Raw genomic sequence first — 19,182 nt, 5'->3', positions numbered from 1 at the left:
TTCTGTGCCATCCGCAACAAAGGCTTCTGGCCCTTTTGAAGCAGGCGCCGGCCCAGCATGAAGGGCGATGTCCGATTTTTCCCTGGCGCTGACGGCAACCATCGCCATCACCTTCCTGCTGGCCGGCATCGTCAAGGGCGTGACCGGCATGGGCTTGCCGACGCTGGCGATGGGGCTTCTGGGCACCGTCATGCCGCCTGTCACCGCGGCCTCGCTGCTGATCGTGCCGTCCTTCGTCACCAATGTCTGGCAGCTGTTCGCCGGCCCGAGCTTCGCGTCGATCCTGCGCCGGCTGTGGCTGATGATGGCCGGCATCCTGATCGGCACGATTGCCGGCGCGCGGCTGCTCGCCAGCGACAATGTCAAATGGACGACCGCCGGCCTCGGCGCCGCCCTTGTCCTCTACGCCGCCTACACACTCCTGGCGCGGCAGCCCGGCATTCCGGCCCGGGCCGAGCGCTGGCTGTCGCCCATCATCGGCGTCCTCACCGGCCTCGTCACCGGCGGCACCGGCGTCTTCGTGGTGCCGGCCGTGCCCTACATCCAGGCGCTGGGGCTCGGCAGGGACGACCTGATCCAGGCGCTCGGCCTTTCCTTCACCGTGTCCACCATCGCGCTGGCGCTTGGCCTCGCCTCGCACGGAGCGTTCGAGGTCGAGCATCTCGCGATGTCGTCGCTGGCGGTGCTGCCGGCCCTGCTCGGCATGTGGCTCGGCCAGTTGCTCAGGCAGCGCATCAGCCCGGCGACCTTCCGGCGCTGGTTTCTGATCTTCCTGATCGTGCTTGGCCTGGAGCTGCTGGCGCGGCCGTTCCTGGGCTAGCCATTAGCCCTTTGCCGCCAGCACAGCCTCGACATTTTGTCGGTGAACGGCTTCGTATGGCGCGAAATACTCGACGGCCGTCGAGGCAAACATGTCCGCGCCGAAGGTTCTCAGATCCTGCTTGGCCAGGTCAGGCACTTGCCGGCAGGCAAGGAGTTTTCGAACATAGGCCTGGGTCGCGGCGATAAGGCTTCTGTCATAGCCACCCGCTGCAATTATTTCCCAGGAGCCGTGGTTGGGCAGGATGCGATCGAACCGCCAGCCGGCCATGCGCTCGAGGTCGATCAGATGTTCGGCGAGACGCTCCGGTTCGGAGACATAGGTGATCGAGTCCTCCACCGTGTCGCCCGCCAGCAACAGGCCGGCATCGGGCATCAGCAGGACCGTGCCGTCATGGCTGTGGATTTCGACCTGGCGGAGTTCGACGGGGATCGCTCCGACGGTCAAATGGAGGTTGTTGTCGAATATCCTGTTGGGGAGCACGAGCGGCCTGATCGGCGGATTGCCGCCTTCGATCTCGGCCCGGCCGCGTTCCAGGGCCGAGGCTGTGAGGCGGTTGGCGATGATCTCGCAATCATGGAACACCTCGTTGCCGGCAATATGATCGTCATGCCAGTGGCTGAGCACGACGCGGATCGAGGTCACGCCCATCTCTTCGAGTGTCCGCCGGACAAGGCGGGCGTGGGGCAGGGATATATGCGTGTCATAGACAAGCGCTTGCGATCCATCGACGATCGCATAGGTGCAAATGCCCAGCGTATAAGCGCCGTCGTCGAGCCAGTTCGGCTCCTCCGACCAGATGCGAACGCCATCGACGCGGCCATCGTAGAAGCCGACAACGTTTGGCGCCGGACGAACCAGCCGCATGGTCGAGCCGAGAGAGGGCCTGGTCATCCGGTTACTCCCGATCGCTGCAGCGCTTAAGGGGCGAGCAGTTGCCCGAGGCGATCGATCTCTTCCGTCGCGGTGGCGAAGCTGGCGACGAAACGGTAGATCGCCTCGTTGTCGCCGAGATGGCCGTCAAAACCTTGCGGCACGCCCCATTCGTAGAATTTGGCGCCAGCCGCCTGCAGCCTTTCGGCGATAGCGCGGTCGAGGATGGCGAACACCTCGTTGGCTTGCGGCAGCCATGCCAGCCTGCCCGTCGGCGCGTCCTCAATCGTCTCGGCCAAATGCGCGGCCATGGCATTGGCATGGCCTGCCATCCGCAGCCAGAGGTCATCGGTGAGATAGGCTTCGAACTGGGCCGAGATGAAGCGGGCCTTGGAGAAGGTCTGGCCGGCGCGCTGGCGAAGCAGGCGCAGGTCCTTGCCGACCTCCGGATTGAAGATCACGACAGCGTCGGCCATCCAGCAGCCGTTCTTGGTGGCGCCGAAGGAGATGATGTCGACGCCGCTCTTCCAGGTCATCTCGGCCGGCGTGACACCGGTCGCGGCGATGGCGTTGGCGAAACGGGCACCGTCCATGTGGAGCGGCAGGCCGTGGCGACGGCTGATCTCGGAGATCGCCTTGACGTCGTCGACAGCGTAGACCGTGCCGACTTCGGTCGCCTGGGTGATGGTCACGGCCATCGGCTGGCCGCCGGGCGCGAGGTCCCGCGAATAGCGCTGGATGGCCTTGTCCAGCGCCTGCGGGTTAATGCGACCCAGAGGCCCGGGCACCGGCATCACGCGCGCGCCGCCCGTGTAGAAACCCATCGCGCCGAATTCATCGACATTCACGTGTGCTTCGGAATGGCAAAGCGCGATGCCGCCGATACGGTTCAACGCCGCCATCGACAACGCGTTCGCCGCCGTGCCGGTGGCGACGAAGAACACCTGAACGTCGCGCTCGAAGATCTCGTTGAAGCGGCGGTAGACGGCGCGGTCCAGGTCTCCGTCGCCATAGGCGGTGGCGATGCCGACGGCGTGCCGCGCAAGGTTGGCAGAGATGTCGGGATGGACGCCCGCCCAGTTGTCGGATGCAAAGAACATCGAGAGGTCCGTAGCTGATTTGCAGAAGCCGGCGCGACTTGACCGTTTTGGTCTTGCAAGTGCAAGGGGCCAACTGCCGGGAAAGCGGTGATGCCAGCCGAAGCTGAAATGGGCGGGCGACCGAACCTTGCGTTGCGCCTCCATCTCACGAAATTTTGTGTCGCATCCTGGGCAAGATTTTTGTGAATCGGTCTTGTGCGGGCGGCTGATTTCTGCCATAAAAAATTTAGGACAGTAGTGCTGTCTTATTTTGTCGCGCAAAACAGGCCGGACTGGCGTATCATATGGGCCATTCCGGCCGTTGCCGCGCGCGACGGGTAGACGGCTCGGCTCTGGCCTGTACGATACCGGATACGACCCAGGCGGCCAGCCGCATGGTTCGGCAAGGATTTCGCAAGACGTGCAGCAAGGATGAAGGGGAAGCAACGCGCTTCCCGAGGCAAACCAGCGCCCGAAGGGCTGGGAACGGAGGATAGGACGATGACGGAATTGACGCCATCTGCGATCAACGGCCAGGCCGCGCAGACGAAAGCGGCAACCGTCAAAAATACCTCCCTGACCAATGCCGGGCGCGCCGCCAACGGTTTCGCCGCCCAGGGCCTTTACGATCCGCGCAATGAGCACGACGCCTGCGGCGTCGGCTTCATCGTCAACATGAAGGGCGTGAAGTCGAACCAGATCGTCAAGGACGGTCTGGCGATGCTGGAGAACCTCACGCATCGCGGCGCCGTCGGCGCCGATCCGCTGGTCGGCGACGGCGCTGGCGTTCTGGTGCAGCTTCCCGACAGCTTCTTCCGCGAGGAGATGGCAGCCAAGGGCATCGACCTGCCGCCGGCGGGCCAATACGGCGTCGGACACTGGTTCATGCCGCAGGACGCGGCACTGCGCGCCCATATCGAGGACATCATCACCGAATCGGCGCAGTCCGAGGGGCTGCCGCTGATCGGCTTCCGTGACGTGCCGGTCGACAATTCATCTTTGTCGAAGGCTCCGGACATCGCGGCGTCGGAGCCGTTCCACAGGCAGGTCTTCATCGGCCGCACGGCCGACATCCCCGACGACGAAGAGTACGAGGCCAGGCTCTATCTGCTGCGCAAGGTCATATCCGGCCGCATCTATGCCGAGAACGACAACAAGGACATCGGCGCCTATTGCGTGTCGCTGTCGGCGCGCACCATCGTCTACAAGGGCATGTTCCTGGCCTACCAGGTCGGCGCCTACTACAGGGATCTCAGCGATCCGCGCTTCGAAACGGCGCTGATCCTGGTCCACCAGCGCTTCTCGACCAACACCTTCCCGTCGTGGAAGCTGGCGCACCCGTACCGCATGGTCGCGCACAACGGCGAAATCAACACCGTGCGCGGCAACAACAACTGGATGGCCGCCCGCCAGGCCTCGGTCGATTCCGAGTTGTTCGGCAACAACATCTCGAAGCTGTGGCCGATCTCCTATGAGGGCCAGTCGGATACGGCGTGCTTCGACAACGCGCTCGAATTCCTGTTCCAGGGCGGCTACAGCCTGAGCCACGCCATGATGATGCTGATCCCGGAAGCCTGGGCCGGCAACAAGCTCATGGATGCCGATCGCAAGGCCTTCTACGAATACCATGCGGCGTTGATGGAGCCGTGGGACGGCCCGGCGGCGGTGGTCTTCACCGACGGTCGCCAGATCGGCGCCACGCTCGACCGCAACGGCCTGCGCCCGGCGCGCTATATCGTCACCGATGATGACCGGGTCATCATGGCCTCCGAGGCCGGCGTGCTACCGGTGCCGGAGGAGAAGATCGTCCAGAAGTGGCGGCTGCAGCCCGGCCGCATGCTGCTGATCGACTTGGAGAAGGGCCGCATCATCTCCGACGAGGAGATCAAGTCGGAGATCGCGACCAGGCACCCCTACAAGAATTGGCTCGCCAACACGCAGCTCATCCTGGAAGATTTGAAGCCGGTCGAGCCGCGCGCTTTGCGCAAGGACGTCAGCCTGCTCGATCGCCAGCAGGCGTTCGGCTACAGCCAGGAAGACACCAAGCTGTTGATGTCGCCGATGGCCACCACCGGCCAGGAAGCGGTCGGCTCGATGGGCACCGACACGCCGATCTCGGCGATGTCGGACAAGTCGAAGTTGCTCTACACCTATTTCAAGCAGAACTTCGCACAGGTCACCAATCCGCCGATCGACCCGATCCGCGAGGAGCTGGTGATGAGCCTGGTGTCGTTCATCGGGCCGCGGCCGAACATCTTCGACCTGGTCGGCAATTCGCGCCGCAAGCGGCTCGAGGTGCGCCAGCCGATCCTGACCAATGGCGATCTGGAGAAGATCCGCTCCATCGGCCACACCGAGGATCGTTTCGACACCAAGACGATCGACATCACCTATGGCTCGAACGAAGGCGCTGCGGGCATGCAAGGCGCCATCGACCGGCTCTGCGAGCGCGCCGAGGCGGCTGTTGCCGGCGGCTACAACATCATCATCCTGTCCGACCGCCAGCTCGGGCCGGACCGCATCGCCATCCCGGCGCTGCTGGCGACGGCCGCGGTGCACCACCATCTGATCCGCAAGGGCTTGCGCACCTCGGTTGGCCTGGTGGTCGAATCCGGCGAGCCACGCGAGGTGCATCATTTCTGCTGCCTCGCCGGCTACGGCGCGGAAGCGATCAACCCATATCTCGCCTTCGACACGCTGCTCGACATGCACAAGCGCGGCGAGCTGCCGGAGGAGGTCGACGCCTACGAAGTGGTCTCGCGCTACATCAAGTCGATCGGCAAGGGCATCCTCAAGGTGATGTCCAAGATGGGCATCTCGACCTACCAGTCCTATTGCGGCGCGCAGATCTTCGACGCCATCGGCCTGAAGTCGGACTTCGTCGAGAAGTACTTCACCGGCACCGCGACGCTGATCGAGGGCGTCGGGCTGGACGAGATCGCGGCCGAGACGCTCAGCCGCCACACCGACGGCTTCGGCAACGATCCGGTGCTGCGCAACGGCCTCGAGGTCGGCGGCGAGTACATGTACCGCATGCGCGGCGAGGCGCATATGTGGTCGCCAGACGCGGTCGCCACGTTGCAGCACGCCGTGCGCCAGGGCTCGTGGGACACGTTCAAGGACTATTCGGCGCAGATCGACAGCGAGACGGCGCGCGCCCAGACCATTCGCGGCCTGTTCAAGATCAGGCTCGCCGAAGAGACCGGCCGCAACAAGGTCGCGCTCGACGATGTCATGCCGGCGGCAGAGATCGTCAAGCGCTTCTCGACCGGTGCGATGTCGTTCGGCTCGATCTCCAGGGAAGCGCACACGACGCTGGCGCGCGCCATGAACGCCATCGGCGGCAAGTCGAACACCGGCGAGGGCGGCGAAGAGTCGGACCGCTATCTGCCGCTGCCCGGCGGCGGCAAGAACCCCGAGCGCTCGGCGATCAAGCAGGTCGCGTCGGGGCGGTTCGGCGTGACGGCGGAATATCTCGTCAACTCGGACGTCATGCAGATCAAGGTCGCGCAGGGCGCCAAGCCCGGCGAGGGCGGACAACTGCCCGGACACAAGGTCGACGCGACCATCGCCAAGGTCAGGCATTCGACGCCCGGCGTCGGCCTGATCTCGCCGCCGCCGCATCACGACATCTATTCGATCGAGGATCTGGCGCAGCTCATCTACGACCTGAAGAACGTCAACCCGGCGGCCGACGTCTCGGTCAAGCTGGTGTCGGAGGTCGGCGTCGGCACGGTCGCGGCCGGCGTCGCCAAGGCGCGCGCCGACCACATCACCATCTCGGGCTATGACGGCGGCACCGGCGCTTCGCCGCTGACCTCGCTCAAGCATGCCGGCAGCCCGTGGGAAATGGGCCTCGCCGAGACGCATCAGACGCTGGTGCTCAACGGCCTGAGGTCGCGCGTGGCGCTGCAGGTCGACGGTGGCCTGCGCACCGGGCGCGACGTCATCATCGGCGCGCTGCTCGGCGCCGACGAGTTCGGCTTCTCGACCGCGCCGCTGATCGCGGCCGGCTGCATCATGATGCGCAAGTGCCACCTCAATACCTGCCCGGTCGGCGTGGCGACGCAGGACCCGGTGCTGCGCAAGCGCTTCAAGGGCGCGCCCGAGCACGTCATCAACTTCTTCTTCTATGTGGCGGAAGAGGTGCGCGCGCTGCTCGCCGAAATGGGCTTCACCCATCTCGACCAGATCATCGGCGACACCGATCTTCTGGAGAAGCGCGACGTGATCCGGCACTGGAAGGCGCGCGGGCTCGATTTCGGCAAGATGTTCTTCAAGCCGGACGCGCCGCACGAGGCGGTGCACTGGACCGAGCGCCAGAAGCACCCGATCGACGACGTGCTCGACCGCAAGCTGATCGAGCTGGCCAAGCCGGCGCTGGAAGCCAAGCAGGCCGTGTCCATCGAGCTGCCGATCCGCAACGTCGATCGTTCGGCGGGCGCGATGCTGTCGGGCGAAGTGGCCAAGCGCTTCAAGCACAAGGGCCTGCGCGAGGACACGATCCAGGTGAAGCTTACCGGCACCGCCGGCCAGTCCTTCGGCGCCTTCCTGGCGCGGGGCGTCTCGTTCGAGCTGGTCGGCGCCGGCAACGACTATGTCGGCAAGGGCCTGTCGGGCGGCCGTATCGTCATCCGCCCGCCGGAAGAGGCCAAGATCGTCGCGGCTGACTCCATCATCGTCGGCAATACGGTGCTTTACGGCGCGACCGAGGGCGAAGCCTATTTCGCCGGCGTCGCCGGCGAGCGCTTCGCGGTGCGCAATTCGGGCGTCGCGGCAGTCGTCGAAGGCGTCGGCGACCATGGCTGCGAATACATGACCGGCGGCATCGTCGTCGTGCTCGGCAAAACGGGGCGCAACTTCGCTGCCGGCATGTCGGGCGGCGTCGCCTATGTGCTGGACGAGAAGGGCGATTTCGCCGAGCGCTGCAACATGGCGATGGTCGAGCTGGAGCCGGTCCCCGAGGAAGACGACCTCATGGAGAAGCTGCTGCATCACGGCGGCGATCTCGACCACAAGGGTCGCGTCGACGTCTCCGGCGACATGACCAGCCATGACGAGGAGCGGCTCTATCAGCTGATCTCGAACCACGTGCATTTCACGGGCTCGGTGCGCGGCCGCGAGATCCTCGACAACTGGACGGCGTTCCGGCCGAAATTCCGGAAAATCATGCCGGTCGAGTATCGCCGCGCGCTGATCGAGATGGAACGCATGCGCATGAGCGTGGCGGCCGAATAAGCATTGGAAGGGCCGGAGAGATGGATCTCCGGCTGCCATCCTCACCAACAATCCTGACCCCGGACTGCGGTTGCCATGGCGGCCTTATGGGGTTAACGGGTGCGCCGACAAGTGCGTGCCTTCGGACAGCAGGGACTGGACTATGGGCAAGGTAACAGGGTTTCTTGAGATCGACCGGCAGGTGCACAAGTACCAGCCGGCCTCCGACCGCATCCGGCATTTCCGCGAATTCACCTTGCCGATGTCGGACAAGGAGGTCGAGAAGCAGGCCGCGCGCTGCATGGATTGCGGCATTCCGTTCTGCCACGGGCCGACCGGCTGCCCGATCCACAACCAGATCCCCGACTGGAACGACCTCGTCTACAATGGCGACTGGGACAATGCGATCCGCAACCTGCATTCGACCAACAACTTCCCGGAATTCACCGGCCGCATCTGCCCGGCGCCGTGCGAGGAAGCTTGCACGCTGAACCTCGAGGACATTCCGGTCGCCATCAAGACGGTCGAGCAGGCGATCGCCGACAAGGCCTACGAGACCGGCCATGTACGGCCCTATCCGCCGGAGAAGAAGACCGGCAAGCGCGTCGCCGTCATCGGTTCCGGCCCGGCCGGCATGGCGGCGGCCCAGCAGCTCGGCCGCGCCGGCCATGACGTGCATGTCTATGAGCGCGAGAGCCGTCCGGGCGGGCTGATGCGTTACGGCATCCCGGACTTCAAGATCGAGAAGCACTATATCGACCGCCGCATCGAGCAGATGCAGGGCGAGGGCGTGACCTTCCATTGCGGCGTCAATGTCGGCGTCGACAAGCCTGTGGCCGAACTGCTCGCCGAACATGACGCGGTGCTCTATTGCGGCGGCTCGGAAATGCCGCGCGCCGCCAACATCCCGGGCGACGACCTCGGCGGCGTGCATGACGCCATGCCCTATCTGGTGCAGCAGAATCGCCGTGTCGGTGGCGAGCCGATCCAGTCCGTGGCGTGGCCCTCGCATCCGATCATAGCCAGCGGCCAGCATGTCGTCGTCGTCGGTGGCGGCGACACCGCGTCCGACTGCGTCGGCACCGCCTTCCGCCAGGGCGCGGTGCGCGTCACCCAGCTCGACATCCGCCCGCAGCCGCCGGAGAAGGAAGACAAGCTCGCCGTCTGGCCCTACTGGGCGACCAAGATGCGCACCTCGTCCTCGCAGGCCGAGGGCGCCGAGCGCGAGTTCCAGGTGGCAACGCTTGAATTCATCGGCGAGGACGGCCAGCTGACCGGCGTCCGCTGCTGCGAGGTCGACGAGAAGCGCAAGCCGATCGCCGGCACCGAATTCGTCATCCGCGCCGATCTCGCCTTCATCGCCATCGGCTTTGCCGGGCCGGCCGCCACCGGCGTGGCGAGCGAGCTGGATGGGCAGATGAGGATCGTCACCGACAGCCGCCGCTCGAAGAATGTCGAGGCCAATGACCGCGACTACAAGACCAGCGTCGACAGGCTCTACGCGGCGGGCGACGTGCGCCGTGGCCAGTCGCTGGTAGTGTGGGCGATTCGCGAGGGCCGCCAGGCGGCGCGCTCGATCGACGAGGCGCTGATGGGATCGAGCGTGCTGCCTCGTTAAGGGTTGATAGCCGTCGTCGTATCCGGTGTCGCGGCTGACGTTGTGGGCTGGCTTTTCGGCGGCCAGGAGAAATCGTCGGCGCGGCCGGGCGAGGCGGCGGGCGCCTTGCCCTCGATGACGAGTTTCTCGCCAGGTAAATTCGGATTCGCCTTGGCGGGCGCCGCCGCGCCGAGAAGCTCGGAGCCGCCGTCCAGCGCCGGATCGCCGAGCAGCATCGGCACGGTGCGGTCGATCACGATCGGGGCGGCATTGGGCGCCGGCGCTTCGACCGGGGCGCCCGCCGGCGCGGAGACTGTCGTCACGCTTCCGGGCGCCGCCAGTCCGAGGATCTTGGCCAGCGGCTTTTCGGTGTAGAAGGCAAGCTTGCGCTTGCCGGCCTTGGAGACATTGATGCCGTCGTCCGAGCGCAGCCGCACCGCCTGGCCGTTGATGTCGGGGCCGGTGGTGACGAAAGCGCCGTTCTCGTCGACGAAACCGTCCCAGACATCGACGAACTCGCCGCCATGCTTTTCGGCGGCCGAGCGGTAGATGTCGTTGAAGGCCAGCATGTCGGAAGTCATCTTCGGCAACCGGAAGGCCGGCATGCCGACCCACAGGAACGGCACCTTGGCTTCCGCGATGGCCTTGCCGAGCGCATCGGTGCGGCGCTCATATTCCTTGGTCCAGTTCTCGGATCGCGGCTGTTCGCGCACGTCGCCGACCTTCATCTGCTGGCGGTCGTTGGAGCCGAGCATGACGACGACGACCGATGGTTTCTCGGTCTCGATCAGCGTTTTGATCTGTTCTGGCCAGTTGTAGAAATCATCGCGCACGAAGCCGGAAGAACCGTTGCTGCGCACCGCGATCCTGACGCCGGCGTTTTCGGCGAAGGCGGTGTCCAGGCCCTCGCCGAGACCGCTCGCCATGAAATCGCCGACCACCAGCACGGCGCGGGCATCCGGCGTCTTCTCGACGATCGGCGTCTGTGGCTCTGCCGGCAGGCGCGGCTTGGATTTCCTGGTCTTTGCCTTCGGCCTTGCCTTCTGGATGTCGAGCGGCGGCTCGAAGCGCTCGCTGCGGCGCGGGAACAGCAAGTCACGCAGCGACCAGCCGCGGCTCTGCTCCTCCTGCGCCATGGCGGGCGTGTGGAAGGCGCTGGCCGCAGCCACCGCCAGGACGGCGAGGGCCAGGATCAGGATCGGCGTGCGGCGAACGATCGCCAGTATGCGCCCAGCCGAAACCAATCACTTCCTCCGTCCCTGAGGCGTTCCTATTTCTTGCGGAGCCATTTGAGCACTTCCATGCTCGGATAGCCATCCTGGGTCAAGCCGGCCTTCGCCTGGAAGGCCATGATGGCGGCCTTCGATCCCTCGCCGATCTTGCCGTCGAACTTGCCGTCATAATAGCCGTGTTCGGAAAGCCGCTGCTGCAGTTCCTGCCGCTCCTCGAAGCTCAGCTTGGTGAAGGGCCGTTTCCAGTCCTGAACCAGGCCGCTGCCACCAGCGATCTCGTCGGCAAGAAGGCCGACGGCGAGCGCGTATTTGTCGGCGTTGTTGTAGGCCTTGATGACCGAGAAGTTCTTGATCATCAGGAAGGCCGGCCCGCCGCGGCCGTCGGGCACTTTCAGCGTCGCCTTGTCGGAGCCGTTCTTGAACGGCTTGCCGTTGGCCCTGACGACGCCAAGCGCCTGCCATTGCGCCAGCGTCTTCGAGCCGGCGGGAAGCTTGCCGGCCGGCAGGACGACCTCGTAGCCCCAGGTCTTGCCGGCCTGCCAACCGTTCTTCCTCAGCAGATTGGCGGCCGTCGCCAGCGCATCGGGGATCGAGTTCCAGATGTCGCGCTTGCCGTTGCCGTCCATGTCGATGGCATAATGCTGGTAGCTGGTCGGTATGAACTGGGTGTGGCCCATGGCGCCGGCCCACGAGCCGCTGAGATGGCTTTCGTCGATGTCGCCGCTCTGCAGGATCTTCAGCGCCGCGATCAGCTGGGTGCGGGCGAATTTCGAACGCCGCGGGTCGGCATAGCCAAGCGTCGCCAGCGAGCGGATGACATTGCGCATGATGTCGTTGCGCTTGAGGATCTCGCCATAGTTCGATTCCATCGACCAGATGGCGAGCAGGATGTTGCGGTCGACGCCGAACCGCGCCTCGATCCTGTCCAGCCACGGCTTCCATTTCCTGGCCATCTGCTGGCCGACGGCGACCGACTGGTCGTGCACGCGGTTGTCGAAATAGTCCCAGGCGGGTGCCGTGAACTCGGGCTGGGTGCGGGCCTTTTCCAGCACGACCGGATCGACATCGGTGATGTTCCTGAAGGCCTGGTCGTAGATCGCACCGGAGACGCCGCTCTGCACCGCCGTGGCGCGGAAGCTGGCAACCCATTGCCGGAATCCGGCATCGGCGAAAGCAGGTCCCGCGGGCATCAGCAGGGCAAGCGACAGGCTGGCCGCCGTCACGACGCTTGCAAGGCGCTTTGCGGTGCTGCGAACGGACATCTGTTCCTCCTTTTTCGTATCAGGAAGATCATTCATCGCCGAACCCGGTTAGTATTTAGTTTACCATAGGTGGGGGCGGGAACGAAAAGACGCGACGATGCTTTACGCACTGCAAGTTTTGTAAACTCGGCGTTCCTTACATCTCGATTCCGGCGCGAAAATGTCTCAGAACGGGATTGCGGAGCGCGTAATCAAGCGGATAATTGGCAGCATGAAGAGAGTTCGCAAAGCAGTCTTCCCGGTCGCTGGTCTCGGTACGCGGTTCCTTCCCGCCACCAAGGCGATTCCCAAGGAAATGCTGACCGTCGTCGACCGACCGGTCATCCAGTATGTGGTCGACGAGGCGCGCGACGCCGGCATCGAGCATTTCATCTTCGTCACCGGCCGCAACAAGGCGGTCATCGAAGACCATTTCGACGTCCAGTTCGAGCTCTACGACACGCTTGCCCAGCGCGGCAAGGACGACCAACTCGCCCGCCTGCAGCGGCTGCAGCCGGCGCCGGGCCAGACCAGCTTCACCCGCCAGCAGGTGCCGATGGGGCTCGGCCATGCCGTCTGGTGCGCCCGCGAACTGGTCGGTGACGAGCCCTTCGCGCTGCTGTTGCCCGACATGATCATGCAGTCGGAAAAGAGCTGCATGAAGGACATGGTCGAGCTCTATGCCGAGACCGGCAACAACATCATCGCGGTGCAGGAGTGCGATCCGGCCGAGGCGCATAAATACGGCATTGTCGGCCGCGGCGAGGATACCCATCACGGCTTCCGCATCACCGGCATGGTCGAGAAGCCGAAGGCAGGCACCGCGCCCTCGAACCTGTTCATCAACGGCCGCTATATCCTGCAGCCGGAGATCTTCGGCATCCTCGAAGGCCAGGAGCGCGGCGCCGGCAACGAGATCCAGCTCACCGATGCGATGCTGAAGCTGGAGAAGCAGCAGCCCTTCTACGGCTACCACTACCAGGGCCGCACCTTCGACTGCGGCTCGCCGGAAGGCTTTGTCGAGGCCAATGTCGCCTTCGCTTTGTGGCGCAGAGACATGAATGAGAGCATGGCCGGCGTCATCCGCACCCTGCTCGACGAGATGCAGCCGTCCGAGCGGCGCGGTGCGGCGCTCTAGAGCAATTCCAGGAAAAGTGCGAGCGGTTTTCCGTCCGGAATTGCGTCAAAACAAAGAGATAGAGCGGCTCGCCGTTTCTTTGAAACGGTGAGACCCCTCAGCGCTGCACCTTCAGCCCCAGGAAGATGCTGTTGGCGACATAGTCGCGGCCGGCCAGGTTGCTGTTCAGCTTCTCGGTCCTGACCCTTGTGGTGAGACCGGCATAGCGGTTCAGCCACCATGTCAGGCCGGCCTCGGCGCTCAGGATCAGGTCATGGCCGTCGGAGCCGGTATAGTCGCGCCAGTCGAGGCCAAGCGCGGAATTCGCCGTCAGGTTGGCGCGGACCTGGCGTTCGCCGGTAAGCCTGCCCGAGTAGAGGACATCGCCACTCTCCCCGGCCGTGGTGGTGCTCTCGATGGTGGTCCTGCCTGTGAGCCCGACGATGGTGCCGCGCTCGGGCGACCATTTGAGATCGGCGTTGACGTAGGGGCCCGCATTGGCCGGCAGGCGGTCGTCGTCGATCGCTTCGCGCAGCCAGCCGACGGAGAATTCGCCCGACAGCTTGTCGTCCATGTCGAGTTCGAGGCCGGCGCGCGCGCCGAGCCTGGTCGAGGAACGTTCGTACAAGTTGCTGTCGAGGCGCAGATCATAGACCCGTCGCCCTGCCTCCACCTCGACAAAAGGCGTTATGGCCGGCGAAACCTGATAGCCGGTGCGCAAGGTCGCGGAATAGAGCGTGGAGTCGCGGTCCTTCTGCGACAGTGTGGTGCCGTCCGAAAGATCGGCGTCGCCATAGAAGTCATGCGTGATCGCGCCGGTCAGCGCGTAGCGCATCTTGCCGACGTCCTTCTCGATGCCGAGGCTGCCGTCCACGGTCTGCCGCAGCGGCTGCGAAGTGACGCCGGCGATGGCGTCCGGCGAGGAGGCCGATTCCGGCACCGCCTCGTAGCCGAGCTTGGCGATGGCGCGCAGCTCGTTGTCGAGGTCGACGTTGAGCTGGCCTTCGATGCGGCCTTGCGCGTCGTTGATCTTCTGGCCGGAAACCGTGTTGCGGAAAATGCCGTAGCCATCGATCGTGGCCGAGTTCTCGCGCCAGTCGGAGGTCGCGGAAAAACGCAGCGCCGTCTCCGACAGCACCGCCGACGTGCCGCCGCTGCTGGCATCGGCATTGGACGTCGCGGTGAAGCCCTGCTCCAGCGTCGGCCGGAAGACGAAGGTGCCGACCTTGATGCCGGTGGCGGCGAAGGGGTCGTCCTCGGGCTTGATCTTCTGGCCTTCGATCGAGGCGGTGCGCTCGGCGCCGGGGTCAAGCTTCTGCTTGTCGACGCTGTCGATGGTGACGGCGCGACGGTTGGCGCCGTCCTGGTCCTCTCCGGCGGTTCCAGTGTCTGCGGTAGTGGTGGTCCCGGTCGCCGTTGGGTCGGTCTGCTGCTTGGTCTTCTTCTTGTCGGCGGCCTTTGTCTTTTTGTTCCCGGCGGTGTCCTTCTTGTCCGCATCGTCGGCGCGCTGTTTGGCGGTTGAGGTCCGGCGCGGCTTGGGCGGAGAAGGGTTCTCGACGAACGGATCGTCGGTGGCGGCAGGCTGGTCGAAGATGCTGTCGTTCGCGGCCGTTCCATCGGTCTCGTCAGGCACTGCGCCGGGGCTAGCCGGCGAATAGGGGTCGGCCGGAGCGTCGGCGGTCGCGGTCGCCGGCCCGTTCAGATCCTGAGCGCGAGCCCTGCTCATCTGCCTGACCTTGCGCTGCTGGTCCGACAGGATCGCCGATTCCGAAACCTCGCCGCGCAACTCGGTTTCCTGGGCATGGAGCGGCATCGGCCGCAGCAAAGCGAGGACGCTCGCCGCCAGCAGCAGCGTGCTGACGGCCTTGCCCGTTCGACCTCTTTTCGTTTCAGGCTGGGCCCCGGTCATCGTCACCACTGCTTGCGCGGCGCAGGCGCGCCATACTTACCGAACCGTAAATGGGGATGGTTAACGGAGGGTTGAGGCGGGCGGTTCTCTCGCGCATTCGGTGTCCCGCATGTCGAAGCCAAAATGGTGCTTCAGGCGAGGGCCGCCATCGACCGCAGGTGGCATTTCTGTTGGACAGGCGGGCGGCAAAGCGCTAAGCGCATCAGCCATGCATGCAGGGTCCCCAGAAAAGAAGCGCCCGGACAGGCAGGCTTCGATCGATTCGGCGCTGAGAACCGTGGCGACGGAGCAGGCCGGCATGGTTGCATTTGCCGCCGCGCTCGAGAACGGGCTGGCCGAGCCATTCGCGCGCGCCGTCGAGCTGATTTCGGGCATCGAGGGCCGCGTCATCGTCACCGGCGTTGGCAAGAGCGGCCATATTGGCTCCAAGATCGCCGCAACGCTGGCCTCGACCGGTACGCCCGCCTTCTTCGTCCATCCGGCGGAAGCCAATCACGGCGATCTCGGCATGATCGCCAAAGACGATGCCATCATCGCCATGTCATGGTCTGGCGAAAGCAAGGAGCTGATGGGCATCGTCGCCTATTCCAAGCGTTTCTCGATCCCGCTGATCGCCATCACGTCCGGCGAGACCTCGGCACTGGCGCGCGCCGCCGACGTGGTGCTGCTCCTGCCGCCCGCGCCGGAGGCCTGTCCGCACGGCCTGGCACCGACGACATCGGCGCTGCTGCAGTTGGTTATGGGCGACGCGCTGGCCATTGCGTTGCTCGAGGCGCGGGGCTTCACGCCCGACCATTTCCGCACCTTCCATCCAGGCGGACAGCTCGGCGCCAATCTCACGCAACTGCGCGAGATCATGCATGTCGGCGAGCGTCTGCCGCTGGTGCCGTCGGGCACCGGCATGCGCGAGGCGATCATCGAACTCTCGCGCAAGGGCTTCGGCTGCGTGGCGATCAGCGGCGCCGATGGGGCGCTGATCGGCATCATCACCGACGGCGATATCCGCCGCCATATCGCCAACGACCTTCTGGCGATGAGCGTCGATCAGGTGATGACCAGGAAACCAAAGACGGCGACGCCGGACACGCTGGTGGCGACGGCGCTGCAGACCATCAACACCTCCGCCATCACCAGCCTGATGGTGGTCGAGGACGGACGTCCTGTGGGGCTCGTCCACCTGCATGATCTGCTGCGGATCGGGGCGGCCTGAAAAAGGCGCGTCACGCTCGGGAAGCCCTACGCGACACGCCCTGATTTTCTGTTTCGAAAGCGCTGCGCGCTTTCGGGCGATCAGACAGCTTCGACAGTCAGTTCCAGGTCGGTATCGGCCGAACTGACGACGCGCACTTGCGTGCCGGCCGGCAGGTCGGGACCCGACACGCGCCACAGCGTGTCGCCGAGCTTGATGCGGCCGCGGCCGTCCTTGATCGGTTCGGCAAGGGTGGCCATCTTGCCGACCTGCTGCGCGCCGCGCCGGTTGAGCAGCGGCTGGTCGGTCGCGTCATGACGGCCGCCAACCAGCTTCTTGCCGGCGAAGGCCGAGACCAGCGACAGTGCCAGGAAGGCAAGGACCTGAACTTCCCAGGTCCAGAAGCTTGCGTCCCAGATGAGCAGCGAAATCAGGCCGATCACCAATGCGGCGATGCCGATCCACAGCATGAAGATGCCCGGTGCTATGACCTCCATCACCAGGAGGACGAGGCCCAGTACCATCCAGTTCCACGGACCAAGTTCGGAAATGATGCGGTCGAACATGGGAGCAGCCTCCTATGATCTCAGTTGTCGCCGGACTTGACGACCGGCGGGCGCGAACCCTGCCGCGTCGCGGCAGCCGGTCCGCCATCTTTGAAGACTTCCTTGGCGATCTCGCCAATGCCGCCCAGCGTGCCGATCAGCGACGAAGCCTCAAGCGGCATCAGCACGATCTTGCTGTTGGTGGCCGAACCAATCCTGGTCAGCGCTTCGGTGTATTTCTGAGCGATGAAGTAGTTGAGCGCCTGGACGTCGCCCTTGGAGATCGCCTCCGAAACCACTTGCGTCGCCTTGGCTTCGGCCTCGGCCGAGCGCTCGCGCGCCTCGGCGTCGCGGAAGGCGGCTTCCCTGCGGCCTTCGGCCTCGAGGATCTGCGATTGCTTCAGGCCTTCGGCGGCGAGGATCTGGGCGCGCTTGTTGCGCTCGGCCGTCATCTGCCGGCCCATCGATTCGATCAGGTTGGCCGGTGGATTGATGTCCTTGATCTCGACACGGGTGATCTTGATGCCCCAGGGGTGCGCGGCCTCGTCGACGACGCGCAGCAGGCGTTCGTTGATGGCATCGCGGTTGGACAGCAATTCGTCGAGGTCCATCGAACCCATGACAGTACGGATGTTGGTCATCGTCAGGTTGAGAATTGCGTTCTGCAGGCCGGAGACCTGGTAGGCCGCTTGCGCCGCATTGAGGATCTGGAAGAAGGCGATGCCGTCGACACCCACAATGGCGTTGTCGCGGGTGATGATTTCCTGGCTCGGAACGTCGAGCACCTGCTCCATCATGTTCATCTTGGCGCCGATGCGGTCGACGAACGGCACGATGAGGTTGAGGCCTGGGCTCAGTGTTTTGGTGTAACGGCCAAAGCGTTCCACCGTATAATTATAACCTTGCGGGATTGTCCTGATGCCTTTGATAAGAAGCACCAACACCAGAAAGGCAAGTGCACCAATCGCAATACCGAAACCACTGAAGTCCATTTGAATCTCCCTCAGATGCCGGCCATGGCGTTGAGACCATGCAGCCGACTTCACCAAACACTTAGGTGTGTTTCAATAGTGTTACAATCAGGTGATCGCTCATTATTAGTGGATGGAAGAGCGCGACAGGGGCGATCGATCGCCTCAACGCAGTGGGCTCACACCCAGCCCGACAGCTCGCGCCGCGCCAGCGCCTCGATCACCGCCATGCCTTCGGCGCTGTCGTTGAGGCAAGGGATATGGGCGAAGTTCTCGCCTCCGGCATGATGGAAGGTCTCGGCCGCCTCGCGGCCGATCTCGTCCAGCGTCTCGATGCAGTCGACGGAAAAGCCGGGATTGACGATGGCGATCGATTTGACGCCGTCCTTGGCGAGCTTCTCGACCGTCACGTCGGTGTAGGGCTGCAGCCACTCCTGCGCGCCGAAGCGCGACTGGAAGGTGGTGATCAGCTTCTTCTCGTCCCAGCCGAGCTTCTGGCGCAGCAGCCTCGTCGTCTCCAGGCAATGGGCCTGATAAGGGTCGCCCTTGTCGGAATAGGGTTTTGGGATGCCGTGGTAGGAAGTGATGACCACCTCCGGCGCGAAGTCGAGGCTGGCCAGATGGCGTTCCATCGAGCGGGCAAGCGCCTCGATGTAGACAGGCTCGTCATAGTAGGGCGGCACGCTGCGGATCGCCGGCGCGCGCCTGATCTTCATCAGCGCGCGAAACAGCTGGTCGTTGGCGGTCGCCGTGGTCGTCGCCGAATATTGCGGATAGAGCGGAAAGGAAAGAATGCGGTCGCAGCCCTGCTCGACCAGTTTTTGGGCCACGCTCGCGGTCGATGGATTGCCGTAGCGCATCGCCCAGTCGACGACGACATCGGGCAGGTCACCAAACGCTTGGGTAAGCTTCTCGGCCTGGGCGCGGGTAAAGGTGCGCAGCGGCGACTCGTTCTTCTCCCGGTTCCAGATCCTGGCGTAGTTGGCGCCCGACTTCTTCGGACGGGTGGTCAGGACGAGCCCGTAGAGGATCGGGTACCAGATCGCCTTGTTGAGCTCGATGACGCGCGGATCGGAGAGGAACTCCCTGAGATAGCGCCACATCGGCTTGAAGTCGGTGCCGTCGGGCGTGCCGAGATTGATCAGCATCACGCCGACCTTGCCCGCCTTGGCCGGCGCGGGACCAGCCAGCAGCGCGCCTGCGGCCTGCGCGGCTTTGGGATCGATCGGGCTGGTCAACGTCATCAAGGGGTCTCCGGGCATCGCGAAACCAGCGATGGCGGGGCGAAATTAGCGATACGCCGTCGGTTTTCAATGCCGCGTCTGGCCGCACCTTAATACGCGTGCCGGAAAGCAGAAACCCGCCCGGTTGCCCGGACGGGTTCGTCGATTT

13 protein-coding genes are annotated in these 19,182 nt (G+C 64.6%); 5 read left to right on the top strand and 8 right to left on the bottom strand.

From position 1 onward, the window contains the following. Positions 1 to 67: 67 nt before the first annotated feature. Positions 68 to 820, top strand: a complete 753-nt coding sequence (locus EN786_RS02550) for a sulfite exporter TauE/SafE family protein (RefSeq protein WP_127285161.1) — start codon at positions 68 to 70, stop codon at positions 818 to 820. A gap of 3 nt (positions 821 to 823) precedes the next feature. On the opposite strand, the gene EN786_RS02545 is transcribed toward EN786_RS02550, so the two are convergent. Next, complete coding sequence (locus EN786_RS02545) at positions 824 to 1,714, bottom strand: MBL fold metallo-hydrolase (protein ID WP_127310093.1); 891 nt, start codon at positions 1,712 to 1,714, stop codon at positions 824 to 826. Between the two features lie 26 nt (positions 1,715 to 1,740). Beyond that, positions 1,741 to 2,793 carry a low specificity L-threonine aldolase gene (locus tag EN786_RS02540; protein WP_127310094.1) on the bottom strand — a complete coding sequence of 351 codons (1,053 nt, stop codon included), beginning with the start codon at positions 2,791 to 2,793 and terminating at the stop codon, positions 1,741 to 1,743. A gap of 480 nt (positions 2,794 to 3,273) precedes the next feature. On the opposite strand from EN786_RS02540, the gene gltB reads away from it, so the two are divergent. Both gltB and EN786_RS02530 read left to right on the top strand, forming a co-directional pair. Continuing rightward, entirely contained in the window at positions 3,274 to 8,010 is a 4,737-nt protein-coding gene (gene gltB / locus EN786_RS02535) for a glutamate synthase large subunit (protein ID WP_135907954.1), read from the top strand. A 142-nt stretch (positions 8,011 to 8,152) separates the two neighbouring features. Next, a complete protein-coding gene (locus tag EN786_RS02530; protein WP_127310096.1) occupies positions 8,153 to 9,607 on the top strand; it encodes a glutamate synthase subunit beta in 1,455 nt (484 codons plus the stop codon). Here the strand turns inward: EN786_RS02530 and EN786_RS02525 are convergent. Together EN786_RS02525 and EN786_RS02520 are read right to left on the bottom strand one after the other, a co-directional pair. After that, positions 9,604 to 10,830: a DUF459 domain-containing protein gene (locus tag EN786_RS02525; protein WP_127310097.1), complete on the bottom strand. Its 1,227-nt coding sequence runs from the start codon at positions 10,828 to 10,830 to the stop codon at positions 9,604 to 9,606. The two genes, EN786_RS02530 and EN786_RS02525, sit on opposite strands and share 4 nt — an antisense overlap. A 26-nt stretch (positions 10,831 to 10,856) precedes the next feature. Continuing rightward, positions 10,857 to 12,080, bottom strand: coding sequence for a lytic murein transglycosylase (locus EN786_RS02520; protein WP_127287155.1), 1,224 nt, complete (start codon positions 12,078 to 12,080; stop codon positions 10,857 to 10,859). A gap of 202 nt (positions 12,081 to 12,282) precedes the next feature. Between EN786_RS02520 and galU the strand changes: the two genes are divergently transcribed. Continuing rightward, complete coding sequence (gene galU, locus EN786_RS02515) at positions 12,283 to 13,197, top strand: UTP--glucose-1-phosphate uridylyltransferase GalU (protein WP_189340465.1); 915 nt, start codon at positions 12,283 to 12,285, stop codon at positions 13,195 to 13,197. Between the two features lie 97 nt (positions 13,198 to 13,294). On the opposite strand, the gene EN786_RS02510 is transcribed toward galU, so the two are convergent. Beyond that, positions 13,295 to 15,085 carry an outer membrane beta-barrel protein gene (locus EN786_RS02510; protein ID WP_127310098.1) on the bottom strand — a complete coding sequence of 597 codons (1,791 nt, stop codon included), beginning with the start codon at positions 15,083 to 15,085 and terminating at the stop codon, positions 13,295 to 13,297. 208 nt (positions 15,086 to 15,293) lie between these two features. On the opposite strand from EN786_RS02510, the gene EN786_RS02505 reads away from it, so the two are divergent. Then, positions 15,294 to 16,295, top strand: coding sequence for a KpsF/GutQ family sugar-phosphate isomerase (locus tag EN786_RS02505; protein ID WP_135907953.1), 1,002 nt, complete (start codon positions 15,294 to 15,296; stop codon positions 16,293 to 16,295). Positions 16,296 to 16,375: 80 nt separating this feature from the next. On the opposite strand, the gene EN786_RS02500 is transcribed toward EN786_RS02505, so the two are convergent. The 3 genes from EN786_RS02500 to hemH all read right to left on the bottom strand — a co-directional run bounded on the left by EN786_RS02500 (position 16,376) and on the right by hemH (position 19,034). Then, positions 16,376 to 16,840: an NfeD family protein gene (locus EN786_RS02500; protein ID WP_127284907.1), complete on the bottom strand. Its 465-nt coding sequence runs from the start codon at positions 16,838 to 16,840 to the stop codon at positions 16,376 to 16,378. A 20-nt stretch (positions 16,841 to 16,860) separates the two neighbouring features. Continuing rightward, positions 16,861 to 17,811, bottom strand: a complete 951-nt coding sequence (locus EN786_RS02495; RefSeq protein WP_127284908.1) for an SPFH domain-containing protein — start codon at positions 17,809 to 17,811, stop codon at positions 16,861 to 16,863. Between the two features lie 158 nt (positions 17,812 to 17,969). Then, on the bottom strand, positions 17,970 to 19,034 hold the full coding sequence (gene hemH, locus EN786_RS02490; protein WP_127311676.1) for a ferrochelatase: 1,065 nt from the start codon (positions 19,032 to 19,034) through the stop codon (positions 17,970 to 17,972). Positions 19,035 to 19,182 lie beyond the last annotated feature (148 nt).

This window comes from Mesorhizobium sp. M4B.F.Ca.ET.143.01.1.1, from assembly GCF_004792275.1.
Taxonomy (GTDB): domain Bacteria; phylum Pseudomonadota; class Alphaproteobacteria; order Rhizobiales; family Rhizobiaceae; genus Mesorhizobium; species Mesorhizobium abyssinicae.
The sequence above is the reverse complement of the archived record's forward strand: the minus strand, read 5'-3'. Positions and strand labels throughout refer to the sequence as shown.

What these genes read in the sequence shown, in the direction of transcription:
- EN786_RS02540 (WP_127310094.1), bottom strand. Translation starts at nt 2,793, where the DNA reads ATGTTCTTTGCATCCGACAACTGGGCGGGCGTCCATCCCGACATCTCT.
- EN786_RS02495 (WP_127284908.1), bottom strand. Translation starts at nt 17,811, where the DNA reads ATGGACTTCAGTGGTTTCGGTATTGCGATTGGTGCACTTGCCTTTCTG.
- gltB (WP_135907954.1), top strand. Translation starts at nt 3,274, where the DNA reads ATGACGGAATTGACGCCATCTGCGATCAACGGCCAGGCCGCGCAGACG.
- EN786_RS02500 (WP_127284907.1), bottom strand. Translation starts at nt 16,840, where the DNA reads ATGTTCGACCGCATCATTTCCGAACTTGGTCCGTGGAACTGGATGGTA.
- EN786_RS02520 (WP_127287155.1), bottom strand. Translation starts at nt 12,080, where the DNA reads ATGTCCGTTCGCAGCACCGCAAAGCGCCTTGCAAGCGTCGTGACGGCG.
- EN786_RS02530 (WP_127310096.1), top strand. Translation starts at nt 8,153, where the DNA reads ATGGGCAAGGTAACAGGGTTTCTTGAGATCGACCGGCAGGTGCACAAG.
- EN786_RS02550 (WP_127285161.1), top strand. Translation starts at nt 68, where the DNA reads ATGTCCGATTTTTCCCTGGCGCTGACGGCAACCATCGCCATCACCTTC.
- EN786_RS02505 (WP_135907953.1), top strand. Translation starts at nt 15,294, where the DNA reads ATGCATGCAGGGTCCCCAGAAAAGAAGCGCCCGGACAGGCAGGCTTCG.
- EN786_RS02510 (WP_127310098.1), bottom strand. Translation starts at nt 15,085, where the DNA reads ATGACCGGGGCCCAGCCTGAAACGAAAAGAGGTCGAACGGGCAAGGCC.
- hemH (WP_127311676.1), bottom strand. Translation starts at nt 19,034, where the DNA reads ATGACGTTGACCAGCCCGATCGATCCCAAAGCCGCGCAGGCCGCAGGC.
- EN786_RS02545 (WP_127310093.1), bottom strand. Translation starts at nt 1,714, where the DNA reads ATGACCAGGCCCTCTCTCGGCTCGACCATGCGGCTGGTTCGTCCGGCG.